Raw genomic sequence first — 20,555 nt, 5'->3', positions numbered from 1 at the left:
AATAAGAAAATGAAAAGGCTATTTTTAATAGGGGGAAAGCTTAATAATTGGAGTAAAGGAATTGCTATTTATATATTTAACATACATATTTGTCTTTTAAATTGTAGGCATGTTTTAGAATTTGTATATAGTAAATTCGTTAAAAAACTTGATAAATAATAAAATGTGTAAATTTTTTGACTATTTTATTAAAATTATTTAATATTTGTAATTTATTGTTTTATAATGATAATTGGGTCGATCGTGAATGTTTTAGATATTGCGATATATACTCGAATTAATTTATTCTAGGGAGGTTACAAAATTGGGTAAGAGAGTCATTATAAGAGTTTTTACATTATTATCAGTACTGGTATTATTCCTTAATGTATTTTTACCTAGGGCTAGTGCAGAGGTTATGACGCATGAGAAATATTCAATGGACTGGAGTTATAGTAACAGTCTAGCTAAGTACATTCGCACTGAAATGATTAAAAATTCAAGTGGTCAAATTGCTTATTGCTTAACTCTTGGATTAAAATCACCAAATGGTGAAGATCTTCCTGAAATGGGGAAAACAGATAATGTAGTATATAGAGTCTTATTAAATGGTTTCCCGCAAAAAAGTGCTGAACAGCTGGGAGTAGCTAATAAAAATGAAGCGCATTATGCAACGCAACTTGCGGTTTGGAATGCATTAGGTCAACTCGATGTAAATGAATTAAAACATGAGAATAAAAATGTTGAAAAAGCAGCTAAGGCTATTATTAGTAATGCTAATAATAGTGAAGAGACTCAAGATGTTTTTATGAATGTGATTCCTGCTGAAAAGCAAAAAGCAGAATTAAAGGGTGAATTCTTCGAAACAAATCTATATTCAGTACAAACAAATGCTAAGAGTGGTTCTTATAAGGTAGTAGCGAAAAATGCACCTAATGGAGTTAGAATTGTTAGTGAAAATGGAGAAGTGAAAGATCAGCTTTCAGTTGGAGAAAAATTTCGTATCCAAATTCCTAAGAATACAAAAACGGGTGAATTTAATTTAAGTGTTGCTGCTAATTTAACTAAAGTTCAAGCAATTGCTTACCGTGGTACGGATACTGTTCAGAATGCTACAGTACTATTAGAAAGAAATGAAGAAAAGCTTAGTAGTGATCTTGCAGTAAATTGGGAAGCAGCTGGTTCTTTAAAAATTAAAAAGGTTGGAGAAAATGGAGAAGTTTTAGCTGGTGCAGTATTTGAGGTCTTTAATACAAATAATGAATCAGTCGGAAAAATCACGACTGGTGCTGATGGTATGGCAGAATTAAACAACTTACCAATTGGTACTTACACATTAAAAGAAATTAAAGCACCAACAGGCTATGTTTCAGATGATAAACCACAAACTATTGAAGTTAAGACAGGAGAAACAGGAGCTGTCCAAATAGTAAATAACAAAGTAAAAGGTAACATCGAAATTAAAAAGCTTAGTGATTCAGGAAAGATTTTACCAAATGTTGAATTCACAGTCTTCACTGAAGATGGAAAAGAAGTGAAAAAAGTAGTAACAAAAGAAAATGGAATTGCAAACGTTGAAGGTCTTACGTATGGTAAATATTATTTCTTAGAGACAAAAACACCTAATGGATATGTTGGAAATAAAACAAAGTATCCTTTTGAAATTAAAGAGCACAATAAAACACTTACTTTTACAGTGGAAAATACCGAAGTGAAAGGTAGTGTAAAATTACTAAAAGTAGATAATGAAGATATTAGTAAAAAATTAGAAGGTGCAGTATTTGAATTGAAAGATGAAAGTGGAAAAGTAGTTGGGAAATATAAGACAGATAAAAATGGCGAGATTAACGTCAAGGATTTAGCGTATGGTAAATATTCATTTGTAGAAAAGGCTTCTCCAAACGGTTACGTTCTTGTTAAAGAACAAATCGTGTTCGAAATAAAAGAACATGGGAAGATTATTGAGTTATTGGCAGTTAATCATCTTATCAAAGGTGATCTAGAAATTACAAAGGTAGATGTGGCTGATGGAAATAACAAGCTTCCAAATGCAGAATTTACGATTTATAACGAAGTAGGAAAAGAAGTAGTAAAAGGAAAAACAGACGATAAAGGAATCGCTAAATTTGAAAAATTACCATTTGGAAAATACACATATAACGAAACTATTGCACCAAAAGGCTATGTATTAAATGAAGAAACGTTCTCTTTTGAAATTAAAGAGAATGGTCAAATCATTAAACACATTGTCAAAGATGAAAAGATTCCTTCAATAAAAACAACAGCTACTGATAAAACAGATGGTACAAAAGAAATGCACACGTCTAAGTCTGTAACAATCCAAGATAAAGTGGAATACAAAGATCTACAAGTAGGTAAAGAGTACACTTTAAAAGGTAAATTAATGAATAAAGAGACTAATAAACCATTAGTTGTAAATGGTAAAGAAGTAACAGCTGAAACGAAGTTTACACCAAAAGAAGCAAATGGTTCTATTACATTAGACTTTACATTTGATGCAACTGGTTTAGAAGAAAAAGAAGTAGTAGTATTCGAAGAGTTACTGAAAGACGGAAAAGTTGTTACGACACATGCTGATATCAATGATAAAGGTCAAACAGTTAAGTTCGTTAAGCCATCAATAAAAACGACAGCTACAAACAAAGCTGATGGTGGAAAAGAGATTCATTCAAAGGATTCTATCACTATTCAAGACAAAGTAGAGTATACTAACTTAGTTGTAGGTAAAGAGTACACTGTAAAAGGTAAACTAATGAACAAAGCTATTAACAAACCATTATTAATTGATGGTAAAGAAGTAACAGCTGAGACTAAGTTTACTGCAAAAGAAAAGAACGGTTTTGTAACATTAGACTTTACTTTCGCTGGTGCTGAACAGCAAGGAAGAGAAGTAGTCGTGTTTGAAGACTTATTACATGAAGGTCAAGTAATTGCAACTCACGCTGACATTAACGATGTAGGTCAAACAGTTCGATTTGTAGAACCGTCCATTAAAACGACAGCTACAAACAAAGCTGATGGTTCTAAAGAGTTAGACGTTTCTAAATCTGTAACAATCCAAGATAAAGTGGAATACAAAGACTTAATCGTGGGTAAAGAGTACGTTGTGAAAGGCAAACTAATGGATAAAGCAACAAACAAACCATTATTAGTTGATGGTAAAGAAGTAACAGTAGAATCTAAGTTTACTGCTAAAGAGAAGAATGGTTCTATCACATTAGACTTCATATTAAATGCTTCTGAACTACAAGGTAAAGAAGTAGTAGTATTTGAAGAACTGTATCAAGATAATATATTAGTAGCTATTCACGCTGAAATTGAAGATAAGGGGCAAACAGTGAAATTTAAAGAGGTAAAGCCGGAACAACCTAAACCAGAACAACCAAATTCAGATAAAAATACGCCAACACCAGAGCAACCTAACGAGCAAGTAAAAGAACAACCACAACTTAAGAAAGAAATTCAATCTAAAATTGGATGGTTACCACAAACAGGTACTAATCTTACAAGTTGGATCTCTATGGTTGCAGGAGCATTACTATTAATTGTTGGTGGAGTGATTTTCTTAAAACGTAAAAATGCATAGAAATTAAAAAATAAGCACATCTGTTTTTATAACAAGATGTGCTTATTTTTATCATTTTAGCCAAGAAGACTCCTATATTTAAGCGTGAATGGCATTTAAAATAGCAACTTTATTTGTAGTAAACAATACATAATTTTGTTTTACTGTTTTAATTAAAATACGGTCTGTTGTCCCATAAGCTGTTCCAATACATATTACATCTACTTCTTCAACACCAGCATAGGTAGCATCTTCGGTAACCTCAATCACATCCCGTAATGGAATTATAATCTCCGCCAATTGCCATGAAATAATTAACTCTTCATTTGTTTTTTTTACATTAATGCCTAGCATTATACCAAGACCTTTCAATAATAATAATATGCTATACTTCTGATCTTATTATATAAATTTTTAGATTATTTATCTATATATAGGAATAGAATTTATTTCTATTTGTGAGCATCTTAATGATGTCAAACAAATAGAAGGATATACAGTCTTTCTATTAAGAAATATGTTAAGAACAAAATTTTACTTCAAATTAATATGAATTTGATATGGTTGAGATATTATGAACGAGAAACAGTAAGAGTTGCAGGAAGGAAATGAATAATGAGACTTAAATTAGTAGGGATTTTCATTTGTGTAATTATGATGTTAGGTATCTTTATAATTTACACCAATCAATCTATTGCTAAAGAACCAGATAAGATGAACTATGAATCTCGTGAAAACTTCATAAATAAAGAGAAAGATAGTAGAGGAAAAAGGCAATCAAAATACAATGAAAGTTCTTTTGCTAGTATACAGGCTGTAGTTAATAAGGAATATGGATTACCCGAAGACTTAGTGGACAGGATTGTTACTGCATTAACAGATAAACCTAATGTGTAAATTATTCAGTGTTTATGAATTCTATTATTACTATTTAAAGCCTAATTTCTCAATGTATTGTAGAGAAATTAGGCTTTTTTAATCAATTCATTAAAGTTTTTATAATTCAAGGACTCAAGTTAATGATTATATTTTCAAGTATTCGTTTTGAGCTACATAGATATAGTTTTCGTTGCAACTGTTTGTTGAAATATTTTATCATGCTCAACAATAACCATTGTGGGATTAAATTGTTGAATAAGTTCTTCAATCTGCATACGGGAATAGATATCTATAAAATTTAGTGGTTCGTCCCATATATATATATGAGCTTTTTCACATAAACTTTTAGCGATAAGCAGTTTTTTCTTTTGTCCACCAGAATAATGAGATATATCTTTTTCAAATTGAATTCGGTCAAAGTCCATCTTACTTAGGATGGACTTAAATAAGGTTTCATCAATCTTGTGCTCTTCAATAAAGCCTGATAGCGATCCCTTCAAATGAGAAGTATCTTGTTCGACATAGGAAATGATGAGTCCTGTACCTAAATTAACTAAGCCTGTATGCTGTATCGGATGTCCTAGAATTAGTTTTAGGATACTACTTTTTCCGCTCCCATTCGTTCCATCAAGTACAATTCGGTCACCTTGTTCAACTATGAAGCTAATCGGCTCATTCACAATTTGATCATTGTACTTAACGGACACGTCAACTAAAGTAACCAATTCATTTGATTTAAATTGCAATTGTTCCAATTTTAATGACTCAGTTTTTTCCACATTTTTTAGTAATTTTGATTTTTCCTCAATAGCTTTTTGTTGCCTTGATTCAAGGTTTTTTGCTCTTTTCATCATCTTGGCTGCTTTATGTCCTACAAACCCCTTATCCAACTTAGAGCCTGAATTCCTCGTTCCATTTTTTGAAGCTTCCACGTCATTAGACCAACTTGCTGAACGTTTGGAAGACTGTTTTAATCGCCCTATGTCTTTTTGTAGACGCTCATTTGTAGCCTTCTCGTGTTCTTGCTGTCTATCAAAATTTAACTTCCAAGAAGAATAGTTACCACTTTGAACTTCAATATTTGCTCTATTAATAGATAGGATATGGTCAACGCACCCATCTAAAAAGATTCTGTCATGTGAAATTAAAATAAATCCTTTTTTCTTCCTTAGATAATCGGAGACTATCTTTCGTGCATCTGTATCTAAGTGATTTGTTGGTTCATCAATTAATAGAAATTGACCCGCATTTAAAAACAGTGCAGCAAGCAACACTTTTGTTTGTTCCCCATTTGATAATGTTTTAAATGGTCTGTACATGACCTCAGCATCAACATTTAAATAGGATATCTCACGTAGAAGTTCCCAATCTGCAGCTTGGGGACAAATTTCTTCAAGGATTTCATGAGTGAATTTGTTCTTATCTGAAACAGAGTAGGGGAAGTAATTGAATTCTACTGAAGCAAGGATTTTCCCGCTATACTCATAATTCCCTAACAATAAATTAAAGAATGTCGTTTTACCTCGTCCGTTTCTACCAATAAATCCTAGCTTCCAATCCGTATCTATTTGGAAGTTTACACTTTCAAAAATATTATCAAAGCTACCTGGGTATGAAAAAGTTAAGTCTTGGACCTTTATCATTGACATAATAATTCCTCCTTTATATATCGAAACGTTTCATATAAAGTCGGAACATCCATCCATTTTTTAATTCCTCTATATAAGTTTGATGGATATTAACGACTTATATAGAGCATTACATGTGTAACAATAGTATCTGAAGTACTCATTTTTCTCGCTCCTTTATTTGTGAAGTACATTTAACAATTAGTAAGTTTCAACTAAGACAAACGGGAATAAAAAAATCCCCCAATTTGTAATCGGAAGGATTAGTCTTTCGTCTATACTTAATAAGTACTTATTAATCATTTGAATCATGACAAATAAAGTATGAACTGAATTTTAAAAATGGATAGACTAACCCTATATTTTGTAGTTTGAAGTTATAAAATTCAACTTAAAATATAAATTAGTTAATCATTATTCATCCATCATTCCTTTCATAATTCTATTTTTAGAGTAACATTCTTTTTAGGGAGATGCAATATTAGCTTCAATTTCATCTAATTCTAAATCATTTATAATTCTTTGAGTAAGGAGATAAAACTTTACCGCCCTTTTTATAAACATCACATTTTTGTTCAATAGGTCATGTCTTTTGTCCGTTAAAAAGGGAGGATATGAAATTGACATCAACTTTTTGTGTAACTATAATAGTTACAGTTGGTTTCGTAAACTAATTTGAATTTCTATTTTAACGATAGTATATTTTCATTCCTTTTTAAGTGTGACAGATAGCAACTAACTATAATCCAATAGAGGAGTAGATTCTATCTCATATGTAAAGAGTAGATAAGTTGTACCCGCCAAATTTACGATGCGCAAATACTTAAAAAACTACATTTTTCAGCTTATCCTTTTTAGAATCCTCAGTATTAATAATTGTAAACATCTACAAAAAGTTAACAAGACTGTTGTATGTAGAAAGAAATCTTTTAAAAAGGTCATAATATGGATAATAGGTAGCACACATTTTAATTAGTAGGACTTGTGCCACCATCAAGCCATTTTTTAATAAAAGTATAGAAAAATCAAGAAGGTGAGTCCATTGCGTAAGCATGCATATGTGCAATTTTATGTATTGATATTGGCTTTAATAGCTTATATAAGCTTTTGCTTTATATGTATATTTGTTTTTCCAAGTCTTTATTTCGTATCAGATTTTAATATCCGACTATCATCTTTAGTCGTTGAAACTACTGTATTTATCTCATTACTGTATTCTATATTATCCCAAAAAATTAAGTTAGGAGTATTCTGGGTTTGCATTACTATTGCAATAGGGTGTTTTTTGATAGGAAATTTCATATCCGCTTTTCAAGTACTTAATGTAGAATTACCAATACAAAATTTTAATATTTCTGATGTATTTCTACTGTTTTTCTTATTCTTCTTTCTTTTTGCGTTCTTTTATAAAATTATGATGGAATGTAACAAATGGGAGAAAGCGTATTTACTTTGTGATTTATGCATTGTTGTTACTGCTATTTTTACATTAGAGTGGTACCTATTTAATAAACCATCTGCAAATATTTTATTCTTATCAATTGGAGATGTTTTTCTCTCATTTATTTTTCCAATTATAGATTTATTGCTTCTATTACTTGGAGTTACACTGATCTTTCGACCTGCTATTTTCAATGCAAAAAGTAAATTGTTTATTTTTATCCTAGTATTAACTGGATTGGCTATTACGGACTATTTGTATTTTTACTTACAAGGTGATTTGTCAGAGCGTTTAGTTATATTTTTAAGGTGTTTGTATAGAGTTTTCCTATTATTTATCGCTATTGCTGCTACAATCCCAAAGAATACTTCTTCTAAAAGAAATTATTTTATTATTAATCCGACATTTGGAGAGAAACTTCTTGGTATATTCCCTTATCTTGCAGTTGCAGTCTTAATTGGCTTTACTTTGAAAGAGCAAACTTCTTCAGCTACATTGATTACGGGAAATTGTATTGCCTTTGTATTTGTACTGATTCGTCATACAATCGTACGAATGCAAAACAAAGATTTAACTGAAACATTAAAAGTGTTTAATAACCAATTAGAACAAACAATATCTCAAAGAACAAGGGATTTAATAAACAAATCTAATGATTTGGTAAAAAATCAAGAAAGGTTTAAGTCATTATATGAGTATCATCCGGATCCTATTTTAACGATTGATTCAAACGGTATCGTATTAAATATAAACCAGGCTGGAAGTATGTTATTAGGAAAAGAAAGTGCTGCATTGATAGGGAAAGAGTGCTTCTCTATTTTTTTAGATGAAGATAAATCTGAATTGGAAGCAGCTATAAAGAAAGGGAAACGATGTAGTTCATCTTCACTACAGTTACGTGTGAAAAATAACAATGAGAAGGATATACTCTTTTGGTATGTCACTATAGTTCCTATTATGATAGAAGGACAAACCTTTGGGAGCTATGTAATGGTAAAAGACATAACAAGGATGAAACAACAACAGGAAGAGATAAATTACCTTGCATTCCATGATACGGTGACGGAGATTGGAAATCGTATATTCTTCCAACAAGAATTAGATAGATCTATTAAGCGTGCACAAAAAACACAGGATAAGTTTGGGCTCCTGTATATTGATTTAAATCGCTTTAAGACTATTAATGATACATTGGGTCATTCGATTGGTGACAAGGTTTTAAAAGAAGTTGCCAAACGTTTTAGGACATGTCTGTCACCGACTATTCCTCTAGCAAGAATAGGTGGTGATGAGTTTGCAATCATTATCCATAACCAAACAGAGCGACAGTTATTGGATTTGTGTAAAACTCTATTTCGTATAACTGAAGAACCATTTGTAGTAAATCAGCATAGTTTTTACTTATCTCTTAGTATAGGAATAGCAGTGTATCCATTTGGAGGAATAAATACTACTACACTTTTACAACACGCTGATATCGCTATGTATAGCGCAAAGGAAAAAGGTAACAATGCTGTTTGTATGTATGACGAGACATTATCTCAAAAAGTAACTCGTCGATTACGATTAGAACAGGATTTACCAAATGCAATTGAAAATAATGAGTTGTTTTTATTGTATCAACCACAAATTGATAGTAAGGCAGGTAAGGTTATTGGTGCAGAGGCTTTAATACGTTGGCAACATCCAGAGCTTGGGCTGATTTCTCCTTTTGAGTTTATACCTATCGCAGAAGAAACGGCGCAGATTATTTCAATTGGGAAGTGGACGTTACAGAAAGCGTGTCAACAACTGAAAGAATGGCATTCTGCGGGCTTTTCAAATCTAAAGATGGGGATAAATTTATCAGCTATAGAGTTTGAACAGAAAGATTTTGTTCAAACCATTATATCTACCATAGAAGAGATAGGAGTACCTACTAATTCGATTGATTTGGAATTAACAGAGCGAATAGCAATGGTAGATGAAAAGGAAACCTTATCGAAGTTAAAAGCATTAAAATCATATGGTGTACATTTATCAATTGACGATTTTGGTACAGGTTATTCTTCATTAGCGTATCTGCCTCTTTATCCAATTGATACTTTGAAAATTCCAAGAGAATTTGTTAATAGGATTGGAACTTCTACTGATGGAGATGAAATTATACAAACCATTATTTCACTTGCTCATACTTTAAACATGAAAGTGATAGCAGAAGGGGTAGAAACGAAGGAACAATTAACAGTGTTACAACGTACTGCATGTTATCTAATTCAGGGCTATTACTACAGTAAACCTGTAAATGAAGATGAATTTATTGGTTTTTTAAGTACAATACAAAATGAATAAGTGAAAAATCAGTATATGTATGAAATAAAGTGAAAAGACGATCTATCCATATGGATTTGAACGTCTTTTCATTTTATTTTCAGTAGTTATGCAGCAAGGTTTCAGCCTTTGAAAGTAAAATAAGTATCTATATTCCTTGTATTTAGGGCTAATGCGATATGAGGTGAAAGTTGCTTCTTGTGAAACCGCATTAGGGACAGCTCGTATATTCTTAAAGCAATTTGAAAAAGCGGAAGAACATTTCAATCGTTCCATTGACCTTTTGCAAAAACATAATGAAGAAAAATTGATTTTAATAGTAAGGCATAATCTAGGACTATTATATGCAACTCAAAATTTATCTAAATTAGCAATTCGTCATTTATCAGAAGTGACAGAGAAGAATATTGCCCATTTTAAAGCATTGTTCTTACAAGCGCGTGAACACTATAAGCTAAGAAAAACAAATATTGTAAAAGAACTTATTGAAAAAGGATTAGCAGTTTGTATGGAATTAGGAAATGAAGAGTATATCATTTCAATATTTTACGTTCTCTTAATGAAGATGAAGCAATTAAACTCTTAGAAGAAGTGAAAAAAGTATTTCTTACTTCGAAAAGCAAGGTTTATGGGATTTCGTAGAAGAATATGCAGATCTAAAAAAGGAAGAAATTATACAATAATCACATGCTATCATTTTTAATAGCTAATTAACAAAAGGACTTCAATTATGGATTCTCTTTGTTAATGGGATAATGCTTTAGTTTATCTAATTATAACAATATTTGTAAAAAGTGTAAAAGGGTCCTAGTTTGGAGGAGGAATTATTTAATCTTTTTTATTTAATAAAAGGGATGATATTTAGTTATCTGCGCTTCTTAATTATGTTTTTTATCACAATTTGAAGTAAATTTCAGTTAATCTTATTTATTTTATAGGAATTATAAGTTATACTAAAAGTAGGTGCAAAATGTACCATTTGAAAAAGAGTGCATTGCAAAAAGGAATCCGTAAAGGATTCCTTTTTTGTTTCTTTTAAAATGAAGCAACGTTCTAATTATCTCTTTCTTTTTTTATAAATGAACTACCAATGTATAAATTTAAAAGGTATTTTTGGAAAATTGCCATATTCCTGTAACAAAACAAAGGTATGTTATGTGTGTTAAATATAAAGAGAAAGAAGGAAAAGTTGTGAAAAAAGTTTTGCCAATTGTTGCGTTATTAGGCATGATGAGTTTTGGAGTACAGGAAATGAATGTAAGAGCTGATACATACCACAAGGGCGATTCAAAAATTAGTTTTTGGGATTCGAAAAGAAAGGGTACTAATTTCATGAATAGTACGTCATTACCTGAAAACTATAAAAGTGCAAAAGAAGCTAATATTGAATATGTACGTTTAGCACCTGATAAATGGGCAAAAGATAAAGATTTTCTATTTGAGGATAAACCAGATACTTCTGGAAAGGATTTTCTGATAGGTAATGCAGATAACTATCGGGGATTAGTAAAGGAAGATCTAGAAAAATTAAAGGCGGATTTAGATGCCGCACAATCACAAGGAATGAAAGTCGTTCTTACAATGTTATCCTTACCTGGTGATCGATGGCGTCAATTTAATAATAATAAGAATGACGACAGAATATGGGAAGAAGAGAAGTATCAAGAACAAGCAAGTCAATTTTGGAAGGACCTCGCTCTGGAACTAAAAGATCACCCCGCGGTGGTTGGTTATAATATTATAAATGAACCACATCCAGAAACAGCTAAAAATAATAGATATAATGATTTTTGGACGGAAGATTACGAGAAATGGTATGCAAAAGTAAAAGGAACGACAGCTGATTTAAACAGATTTTATGAAAAGGTGATTAACTCCATTCGTGAAGTGGACAAAGAAACACCGATTATTTTAGATTCAGGTTTATATGCTACTCCATGGGCCTTTAAATATTTAAAACCAGTAGAGGATAAAAAAACACTATATGCATTTCATATGTATGAACCATATGAATTAACGAGCCAAGGTGAAAAACAAAACAAGGAATATCAATATCCAGGATTAGTAAAAGTAGGGGATTTAGAGAAACCTGTAATGTGGAATAGACAGGGATTAGAGAAGTTTTTGAAGCCAATTCAACAATGGTCTAAGAAAAATCATGTACCATCTAATCGAATTATTGCAGAGGAGTTTGGAATTAACCGTACTGTTCCAGGTGCTACTCAATACATGCAAGATCTTATTTCTATCTTTAACCAAAAAGGATGGCATAAATCATTCTATGCATTCCGTGAAGACACATGGACAGGGATGAATTATGAATTGGGAACAGAAAAAATAAAATGGGATGAAGAGGGTAAACCGATGCGTCAAGATAATTCACTCTGGGATGTAATAAAAAAAGATTTACAAACGCGTAAATAGTTTAGAATATTAGGTTTAAGGACTAAATGTAAGCATCTAATTCAAATAGAATTAGATGCTTTTTATTTCGAAAAAAGGTGGAGTTGAATTAAAGGTTCCATCTTTTCTTTTGCATAAAGAGTACCAATCAGGTTTATTTACAACGAAAAATAAGATTTTTAGAGAATAGCTTAGAAAAAATTGTGGAGGTTTAAACAAATGTGGTCACAATTGTTTAAACCTTTAAAGTAAAATGGAGGTTGGACAGTTGCTATACAGGCAGCAAATTTACAATATGTTTCGGCTGAGCCTTCGGGAAATATAATAGCAAATCGTAATGCAGTTAATGAATGGGAGAAATTCGAATTAATTCGGACTGGGGAATTATATACGTACGCTTTAAAAACTAAAAGTAATGGGAAGTATGTTTTGTTTGAGCCAAATGGTAGAGTAGTAGCAGATCGTACATCAATTGGTGCATGGGAAAAGTTTATCTTATATAATGGTGGAGACAATAGGATATATGTATTACAAGCACTAAGTAATGGTAGATATATATCAGCAAATGGTGGTAGAGAATTAACAGCTACTAGTTATGTAGCTGGAAGCTGGGAAAGATTTGTTATTGTATACTTCTAAACTTTGAAGTGTTATATATCTAAATGATAATGGCATGTTTAGTTGGTATAAATACCTAATACAATAAAGTTTTAAGCATGTAATACAAGTGTATATTAACGTGTAAAAGGGCTGCAAATAATTAGCAGTCCTTTTTGCATGGACTTACTGAGGTTATAATGAGAAGAAAAAGAACCCTATAGGGTTCTTTTTCAAGGCATATTAACAGTAAGGAGAATCATGAAATGCTACTTCAAATCTTTATTAGGGGAAAGATTTTGAAAAAGCTTAACATGTATTTATTTTTACATAAATGTAAGATGTAGTAAATTGATAATGTTTATACTTACTATTACTAATATTCAATTAAGATAGTTAATACTATTTATATAGTGTTAACTGGTGTATAGTACAGTATAGATTTAGAAATTTAATATTAGATTACATTTGTTAAAAAAGTTAATAGATATATTATTTCAAATTCTAACTAACATTTAAACGGTTTTAATTGAAATTGGTTGTGTATTAACTCTTATAAGCCAATAAAAGTAAATAAAATAAACAAAGACCCTGTAATAAATACAGGGCCGGATACAGGGTTAAGGGAACGCATAGTTTCTTAATATCATAGTAGCATATATTCTTTGTATAGCTACATGAGGATTTTGACAGAATTAAGAACAAGACAGAAAATCTGTAGGAAAGCAAATATAGTGCTGGAAATGTGATTTTAAATTAAGCTATAGGTATATTGAAATGGATGAAAACTCTTGAGTACCATGATTAAATTGCCTTTAATTATGAGGTTTAGGTTAGAGGGATAATTGGATCTTACTGAAAAGAAAAAATGTTTTTTAGATTAAAAGAAGAAAAGACACCTTTTGGGTGTCTTTTCTTTAGGTAAACAGTTCACATATTGCTGAATTAGATACGAAACCATAATTCGACTACGAAGTAAATCCTAACATAATCTGAACAGAAAAAATATGTAATATTACATTTTTAGTTTTTAATTGAATATTAGAGCAGTAACGTAAATAAAAGGGCATGCAGTCGTATCTGCAGCTCTTTTTAAGAGGAATTTAAGATACCAACAGGACGCGTATTGGTAAACAGGTTCAAAAATAGTATATGTGTTAAGAAAAAGTCCTATACAAAAAAATTACTGTAAGTAAGCCTATTTGTATGTGAAATAAAGAAGGGCCGTCCTATTTGGAGGGCTCTTCTCGTTTGAAGAATTAATATTCAAATAGTTTATCCATTAAATTTTGAATTTCACGTTTTCTTTTTTCTTTTATCAATTGTATACTAATTACCCTCAATTATTAATTGAGGGTAAAGAAGTAACTGTTGAGATTAAGTTTATTGAAAAAGAAAAAAGGTTTTGTAAAGCTAGCCATTACTTTCGTTGGTACTAAACAGCAAGAAAGAGAAATAGTAGTGTTTGAAGACTTATTACATAAAGGTCAAGTAATTGTAACATACCCTGATGTTAATCAGATTTGGAAAAAGAAAAACAAATTTACATACTATACTTAGCATCTAGATGAGACTTATATCAAAGTCAAAGGAGAGTGGGGTTATCTTTATTGTACAAGGGAGCAAGATGGAGTTAATGATGAATAGTTAATTTCATAATTAAGAAATAGTTAAGAAATAGTTAAGCCCGGTTTAAAATTTGCTTTCTATACTAAAAACATAAGCATACAAGAAAGTTGGTGTTCTTACATGAGCGCAATAATAAAGACTACAAATTTAACAAAGATTTATGGCAATCAGAAATCAGTGGATAATCTTAATATAACCGTAAATCAAGGAGAAATTTACGGCTTTTTAGGTCGAAATGGTGCAGGGAAGACGACTACAATTAGAATGTTATTAGGATTGATAAAGCCCACCCATGGAAAGATTGAAATATTTGGAGAAGATTTATTAAAAAATCAAAAAGAAATCCTTAAAAGAATTGGGTCTATTGTTGAAGTTCCTGGATTTTATGAGAATCTTACAGCACGGGAAAATCTACTAATTAATGCGAAAATTATTGGGATACACAAAAAAAATGCAATTGATGAAGCGTTAGAAATCGTGGGATTGCAACATGAAACTAAAAAGCTTGTGGGCAAATATTCTTTAGGGATGAAGCAAAGATTAGGGATTGCTAGATCTCTTCTTCATTACCCAGAATTATTAATATTAGATGAGCCTACTAATGGTTTGGATCCAATAGGAATTAAGGAAATTAGAAGATTGATACAAAATTTGGCTAAAGAAAGAAAAATTACTTTATTAATATCCAGCCACATTTTATCGGAAATAGAACAGTTAGTAGATCATATGGGGATCATTCATGAAGGTAAGCTCTTAGAGGAAATCGAATTTAACAGCCTTAGAAAAAAGAATCGCAAATATATTGAGTTTCAAGTATCGAATGACAATAAAGCTACAAAAATCTTAGAGAAAAACTTTGGTATTTTTGATTATGAAGTTCATAATGAGGGGATTATTCGCGTGTATTCTAAACTTGGGCAACAAGGAGATATTAATAAAATATTTGTACAAAATGATATTCAGGTTTTGAAAATCTTGATGAGTGAAGACAGATTAGAAGATTACTTCACAAAATTAGTTGGAGGTGGAACAATTGGTTAATCTGTTATATACAGAATTATTAAAGCTAAAACGATCCCATATGTTCTTAATTAGTATTCTCGGTGCATCGGTAGTACCTTTTATGGTAGTAGTAGCATCATTTGTAAGCTTAAAAACTAAACATCCTACTCCTACTATTGTATTTAGTCAATTGTTTGGTGAAGTAAATTTATATACTGTTCTAATAATAGGAGTACCACTATATGGGGTAGTAACCGCCTACCTATTTATTCGGGAATATACAGAAGATACATTAAAGAATTTATTAACTATACCTGTATCACGTATGAATTTTCTTATAAGTAAATTCCTACTTCTATTTTCGTGGATTATGATGTTAACTTTTGTAGCATGGGGATTAACATTATTATTAGGGATAATATTTCAATTTGATGGACTAAGTTCATCCTTAATAAGGGAATCTTTTGTACAGTTTTTGATAGGTGGATTATTGCTTTTTATTTTATCAACACCAATCATACTTTTAACAATTGTACTTAAGAATTACGTACCGACCATTGTATTTACAGTTGTAATAACCATGATTAATTTAATGACAGCAAATTCAGAACATAGAGGATTGTTTCCATGGGCAGCAGCAGGTGATATCTCAAGAAATACGCTTCAGCCCACTTATCCTCCCGAGTACTCCTATATAGGTATATTCGGAACATCTATTATTGGATTAGTATTATTGATTTCATATTTTAAAAAGGTAGATATTCATTAAGAAAAATAAAATGGGACCATCTAAAACTATTAGGTAGTAACAAAAAGTAGATTAAAAAATTATAATTAGCGTTTGATTTATATATGGTAAGGAGGAGTTTGAAAATGTCTTTTTCTCAATTCAATATTGATGCTTTTCGAGCCGTTAACGATTTAGGTAAACAGTACCCATTTCTCAATTCTACTATGACGTTCGTGGCAGAATATATGGTATATTTCTTAGCTTTAATTATTGTAGTGTATTGGTTTACTCGATCTAACCAAAATCGAATGATGGTTGTTCAAGCGATGATTGCTTTTGTGATTGCTGAGGTTATCGGGAAAATAGCAGGAAAGTTTCATTCAAACTATCAACCATTTGCAGAGTTACCCAATGTTAATAAATTGGTAGAGCATGCTGTTGATAATTCATTTCCAAGTGACCATACAATTTTATTCTTTTCAATTTGTTTTTCATTTTGGCTTGTTCATAAAAAGATTGGTTGGCTATGGATTACACTTGCATTCTGTGTAGCCATTTCTCGTATCTGGGTAGGAGTTCATTATCCTTTCGATGTTATAACAGGTGCTATATTAGGGATTGTTTCAGCGATAATTGCTTATTGGTTAGTACCAAAAGTTACTTTCTTGAAAAGAATACTTTCTATATATGAAAAAGGGGAAAACTACATTTTACCTGCAAAAGATAAATCAAAAAATTTTTAAGGAAAAACATCTGAATTATAAGTAGCTTTTTGCTTATAGTGTTAATTTGATGTTAGATAAAGATGAAACATTTCTAGGACAATTGAAGTGGCAAGTTTAAGCCACTTCAATTGTCCTAGAATGACTGAGTGAAAATATGGTTTATATATGTATCATCAATACGAATAACGTTTTCTTGGTAAGAATTTACTCATTACAATTTTTTTTGGAAGACTAAACCTCATAGACATACCCCACATCATTTTCACTTCAAAAATGAATTTCATACTTAAGTTAAAACAGTTATAAGGGATAGGATAACATTGGTGTTCATTCCTTGTTGTAATAATTGTAGATATACATAATTATTTTTTGGAAAACAATTTACAGTAATATTACGTTTTTAGAGGAGAAATCAAGTTGTCAAAATCACTAATAAATATGATTTATTAGTGATTTTGACAACTTGAGAAAATAATTCGTTTATTATTTTGATTACAATATAAGGTAGTATTAGAATGTAGCGTGGAAAGTTAGAGGAAATAAACTGCATATCAAAAGGAGGATGCTTTTGGATAGTTATGTTTGGATTATGAATATCAGAATGAAAAACTATACAATTTAATGAGTGGTAATGTACATTTGGACGTGTAATCCGCGATAGAAATCCTAATGGCAAATTATATCTTAAAGCAGTGTGTTAGGCTCTAACCAAAGGAACTGCGATGAACGTTAGGGATTTAGATATTATACGTTTCAAACATAGCAAAGGTATTAAATTCTGAATAATTAGAATTAAGTCAAATTAAATGGGGAGTCCTTATGAAGAAAATTTTAGTTATATTTCAAAATGGGAATTACTCGAGGCTATTTTTTGCATCTTTTACTTCACAAATGGGTAGTACAATTGGTTTAACTGCACTTATGTTTTATTTTTTAAATCGTTTTTCGCACCAACCTGCATATGCTACTATTACGGAGTTGATGTTGTCTTTGCCCACATTAGTAGTATTTTTTCTTGTTGGTGTAGTTACTGATAGGATTGATCGACAAAAAATAGCTCAAAATTGTGATTGGATCTGTTCTATATTATCGCTTTTATTATTATGGTCTCTTTTTCTAAACTGGATGCCAGCAGCATTTGCGCTGTTATTTTTAAGAAGTATGGTAAAGAGCTTTTTTACACCCGCGCAATCATCCCTTGTACAAGGTGTTTTAACAAGAGATGACTATGCTACTGCAGTTGGTTTGAATCAGATGGTTACAAGTTTGTTTATGCTTTTTGGTAGTGGTATCGGGATTTATTGTTATTGGGTAATCGGTATTTATGGTGCAATCTTAATTGATGCAATTAGTTTTTTTATTAGTGCTCTTCTAATAAAATCTTGTAGAATGTCAGAAGAAATTCGTATGCCAAATGGAAAGCATAATATCAAGGATTTGAACATTTCAATTGTAATGAAGGATTTTGTGAAGGGAATACGTTATATTTTGAACCACAACTTGTTACTTACACTTATCTCCGGATTTATAGTTTTCGGAATTTTAAATGGAGGGCTCTCAGTGATGCAGGTATTTATTTTAAAATACAAACTAGCCCCAAGAAACTATGAAGAAGTTTCAATTATATTAAGTATAGTCTTTGGTATCGGGATTTTACTTGGTAGTGTTATAGCATCTATACTTTCTCAAAAAATAAAGCTTTATCATTTACTAATTTTAGCTTTGTTTATTGGAGGAGGAGCGACTATTTTGAGCTCATTAGTCAATACAGTTTGGCTGTATGTTATTTGTACGGGCATAGTTGCCCTAGCACTTCCGATGATTAATGTAGCAATTGGAGGTTGGATTCCGAAAATAGTAAATCCCAAAATGATGGGAAGAGTACACGGGTGTATTAATCCTTTGATGATGCTCTCACAGTCACTAACCTTACTTTTTATTGCTGGATTTTACCCAGGTATTCTTGCAGTTGAAACTCTTTTTTGGATAGTTGGCGGATGTTTAATATTTGTAGGAGTTTTTTACATGATTAGCATTCCACGATTAATGAAAGTAGAAAAATCAGTTAGCATAACGCTCGAATAATTGTAGTTGATCAATTAATTTAACTAGGATTTGTGAGGGGTTTTATGGAAATTTTTGTTACCAAAATTAAAGATATAAATGATCGCAAATTAGAAAAAATTTGTTCGTGGATAGATGAAGAGAAAAGATATAGAATAAAAAAATTTATTAATAAAAAAGATAAAATTAGAACCTTGATTGGTGAATTACTAGTAAGGACTCTAACAAATAAAAAGCTTAAAATCGGTAATGAAAGAATAGTATGGGGGAAAAATCATTATGGAAAACCTTATTTAAAGGGGTATCCGAATTATTACTTTAACATTTCACATTCGGGAGAATTTGTAGTATGTGCAATTAGTAATAACCCTGTTGGAATTGACATTGAACAAATAAAACATATTGAATACGAAGAAATAGCAAAAAGTTTTTTCTGTGATAGTGAATATGCTTATATACAAAAAGGTGATGTTAATTATCAATTGAGGAAGTTTTATGAGGTATGGACATTGAAAGAGAGTTATATTAAATGCTATGGAAGCGGATTATCAATGTCACTAAAATCATTTTCTATTAATATAGATAGTCACAAAGCTGTTCGTATACTTTCCGATAATGAAGAAAAAAGTAATTCTTATTCAATGGCGATTTTTGATATAGAGTTAGAATACAAAATGGCCGTATGTTCATTAAATGAAGAAATTTCTAGTAATATAACAGTGATTAACCAAGATATTATTATTAATGATTTCTACAAACTTTTATGAGATAGAGGTGCATTTTAATGATGTTATTTTGTTTGCCTTATGCAGGAGGATCCGAAGCGTTATATTATAAATGGGGTGATTATCTAACCCCATCTATAAATCTATGTCCAGTACTGTTAAAGGGAAGAGGGAAAAGATTCAATGAACCATTTTATAATAGCTTAGAAGAAGCGGTAGATGACATCTTTGATAATATTCGGGATAAAATAGGTGAGGAAGATTATGCAATTTATGGACATAGTATGGGGAGCCTATTAGCGTATGAATTATACTATAAAATAATAGGAATGGGATTCAAGAAACCCAAGCATATCTTTTTTTCTGGATACAAAGCACCGAGTGAAAGGGAAAAGAAGGAGATAACTTATAATTTACCAAATAACGAGTTTAAAAATAGAGTTATAGAATTAGGGGGAACACCAGAAGAATTAATTCGTAACGAAGAATTGTTCGAATTTTTCATTCCTTTACTAAAACATGATTTTAAAATAGTTGAAACATATGAATATAAAGAAAAAGCGGACAAAATCACATGCGATATTACTGTATTAAACGGAACAGAAGATTTAATTAGTCTAAAAGGCATAATTGGTTGGAAGAAGCATACTTGTGGGAATTTTAAGATTTATAATTTGGAAGGAAATCATTTCTTTATAAATAACAATGTGGAAAAAATTACAACAATAATAAATGATACGTTAACTGAGGTTTTAAATTAGATTCCTCAGATATATACCAATAGTTATCCTTACTTATTCATGTTCTTAATTATGTGCTGTAGTAGCCTTATCTGTAACTTGATATGAGTTTTAATA

Annotated in this window: 11 protein-coding genes and 6 pseudogenes; 15 read left to right on the top strand and 2 right to left on the bottom strand. The window is 30.9% G+C overall.

What is annotated here, in order from left to right:
• Positions 1-304: 304 nt before the first annotated feature.
• A complete protein-coding gene (locus AXW78_RS16675; RefSeq protein ID WP_061884459.1) occupies positions 305-3,586 on the top strand; it encodes a VaFE repeat-containing surface-anchored protein in 3,282 nt (1,093 codons plus the stop codon).
• A gap of 78 nt (positions 3,587-3,664) precedes the next feature.
• On the opposite strand, the gene AXW78_RS16670 is transcribed toward AXW78_RS16675, so the two are convergent.
• Positions 3,665-3,919, bottom strand: coding sequence for a SunI/YnzG family protein (locus tag AXW78_RS16670; RefSeq protein WP_061884458.1), 255 nt, complete (start codon positions 3,917-3,919; stop codon positions 3,665-3,667).
• Between the two features lie 261 nt (positions 3,920-4,180).
• Between AXW78_RS16670 and AXW78_RS16665 the strand changes: the two are divergent.
• Positions 4,181-4,414, top strand: a pseudogene (locus AXW78_RS16665) (hypothetical protein); the annotation flags it as partial.
• A 200-nt stretch (positions 4,415-4,614) separates the two neighbouring features.
• Here AXW78_RS16665 and AXW78_RS16660 read toward each other — a convergent pair.
• Positions 4,615-6,093 (bottom strand): Lsa family ABC-F type ribosomal protection protein, encoded by a 1,479-nt coding sequence (locus AXW78_RS16660; RefSeq protein ID WP_061884457.1) that lies wholly within the window; start codon positions 6,091-6,093, stop codon positions 4,615-4,617.
• A 1,021-nt stretch (positions 6,094-7,114) separates the two neighbouring features.
• Between AXW78_RS16660 and AXW78_RS16655 the strand changes: the two genes are divergently transcribed.
• The 13 genes and pseudogenes from AXW78_RS16655 to AXW78_RS16605 all read left to right on the top strand — a co-directional run bounded on the left by AXW78_RS16655 (position 7,115) and on the right by AXW78_RS16605 (position 20,459).
• Positions 7,115-9,844, top strand: coding sequence for a sensor domain-containing protein (locus tag AXW78_RS16655; RefSeq protein WP_061884456.1), 2,730 nt, complete (start codon positions 7,115-7,117; stop codon positions 9,842-9,844).
• 151 nt (positions 9,845-9,995) lie between these two features.
• Positions 9,996-10,160: pseudogene (locus tag AXW78_RS35545) on the top strand (tetratricopeptide repeat protein); the annotation flags it as partial.
• A 132-nt stretch (positions 10,161-10,292) separates the two neighbouring features.
• Positions 10,293-10,465: pseudogene (locus AXW78_RS35540) on the top strand (aspartate phosphatase).
• A 513-nt stretch (positions 10,466-10,978) separates the two neighbouring features.
• A complete protein-coding gene (locus tag AXW78_RS16645) occupies positions 10,979-12,247 on the top strand; it encodes a glycoside hydrolase family 5 protein (protein ID WP_002026152.1) in 1,269 nt (422 codons plus the stop codon).
• 231 nt (positions 12,248-12,478) lie between these two features.
• Positions 12,479-12,865, top strand: a pseudogene (locus AXW78_RS16640) (fascin domain-containing protein); the annotation flags it as partial.
• A 1,301-nt stretch (positions 12,866-14,166) separates the two neighbouring features.
• Positions 14,167-14,347, top strand: a pseudogene (locus AXW78_RS35750) (VaFE repeat-containing surface-anchored protein); the annotation flags it as partial.
• Positions 14,336-14,455, top strand: a pseudogene (locus tag AXW78_RS34925) (IS6 family transposase); the annotation flags it as partial. The pseudogenes AXW78_RS35750 and AXW78_RS34925, both read left to right, overlap by 12 nt.
• 117 nt (positions 14,456-14,572) lie before the next feature.
• Positions 14,573-15,493 carry an ABC transporter ATP-binding protein gene (locus AXW78_RS16630; protein ID WP_001273092.1) on the top strand — a complete coding sequence of 307 codons (921 nt, stop codon included), beginning with the start codon at positions 14,573-14,575 and terminating at the stop codon, positions 15,491-15,493.
• The gene (locus tag AXW78_RS16625; RefSeq protein WP_000247702.1) at positions 15,486-16,223 is read left to right on the top strand and encodes an ABC transporter permease; all 738 of its coding nucleotides are present in this window, start codon (positions 15,486-15,488) and stop codon (positions 16,221-16,223) included. The genes AXW78_RS16630 and AXW78_RS16625 overlap by 8 nt, the downstream gene beginning before the upstream one ends.
• Positions 16,224-16,327: 104 nt before the next feature.
• Positions 16,328-16,927 (top strand): undecaprenyl-diphosphatase, encoded by a 600-nt coding sequence (locus tag AXW78_RS16620; RefSeq protein WP_000010574.1) that lies wholly within the window; start codon positions 16,328-16,330, stop codon positions 16,925-16,927.
• An 801-nt stretch (positions 16,928-17,728) separates the two neighbouring features.
• On the top strand, positions 17,729-18,994 hold the full coding sequence (locus AXW78_RS16615; protein ID WP_000722985.1) for an MFS transporter: 1,266 nt from the start codon (positions 17,729-17,731) through the stop codon (positions 18,992-18,994).
• A gap of 44 nt (positions 18,995-19,038) precedes the next feature.
• A complete protein-coding gene (locus AXW78_RS16610) occupies positions 19,039-19,740 on the top strand; it encodes a 4'-phosphopantetheinyl transferase family protein (RefSeq protein WP_000402329.1) in 702 nt (233 codons plus the stop codon).
• A 17-nt stretch (positions 19,741-19,757) separates the two neighbouring features.
• Positions 19,758-20,459: a thioesterase II family protein gene (locus tag AXW78_RS16605; protein WP_000979068.1), complete on the top strand. Its 702-nt coding sequence runs from the start codon at positions 19,758-19,760 to the stop codon at positions 20,457-20,459.
• The last annotated feature ends 96 nt before the right edge of the window (positions 20,460-20,555 follow it).

Origin of the sequence: Bacillus thuringiensis (assembly GCF_001595725.1) — a bacterium.
In the GTDB taxonomy this organism is placed as follows: Bacteria; Bacillota; Bacilli; order Bacillales; family Bacillaceae_G; genus Bacillus_A; species Bacillus_A thuringiensis_K.
The sequence above is the reverse complement of the archived record's forward strand: the minus strand, read 5'-3'. Positions and strand labels throughout refer to the sequence as shown.